Origin of the sequence: Streptomyces sp. P17 (assembly GCF_032436805.1) — a bacterium.
Taxonomy (GTDB): domain Bacteria; phylum Actinomycetota; class Actinomycetes; order Streptomycetales; family Streptomycetaceae; genus Streptomyces.
Window position 1 is genome coordinate 1 of record NZ_JAVRBF010000522.1, and the last position, 326, is coordinate 326.

A 326-nucleotide genomic window follows, 5' to 3' on the forward strand; every position below is an offset into this window, starting at 1 on the left:
ACGTTTACTTACACCTTTCGTCTCCCTGGTCTTCTAGGTAACTGATGATGCTCTACCAACGCCAATCAGGTTTTACCCTTGTCGAGCTAATGGTTGCTATGGCAATTGGCACCCTGATTACTCTAGGCGCCGGACAGCTTTTTTTGACCACATTTCAAACCTTTAAAAAAGTAGACGAGCTAAGCCGAAAGCAGGAGTCGCTTGTTTTTTTTTAAGGCGTAATTATACAAGATATACCGGCTGCAATAAATGTTTTCGTTGAGTGGGGTGCAGCAGCGATTGGAATTTTAGTTTATTATGCGGGTGGTGGATGGGGTGAAGATGAG

General features: G+C 43.9%; 1 protein-coding gene. It reads left to right on the top strand.

The features are described from left to right. Positions 1-47 precede the first annotated feature (47 nt). Positions 48-215, top strand: coding sequence for a PilW family protein (locus tag RMT89_RS46265; RefSeq protein ID WP_399498923.1), 168 nt, complete (start codon positions 48-50; stop codon positions 213-215). Positions 216-326: the final 111 nt, after the last annotated feature.

Excerpts from the sequence above, each read along its gene's own strand:
- RMT89_RS46265 (WP_399498923.1), top strand. The coding sequence starts at position 48 with ATGCTCTACCAACGCCAATCAGGTTTTACCCTTGTCGAGCTAATGGTT.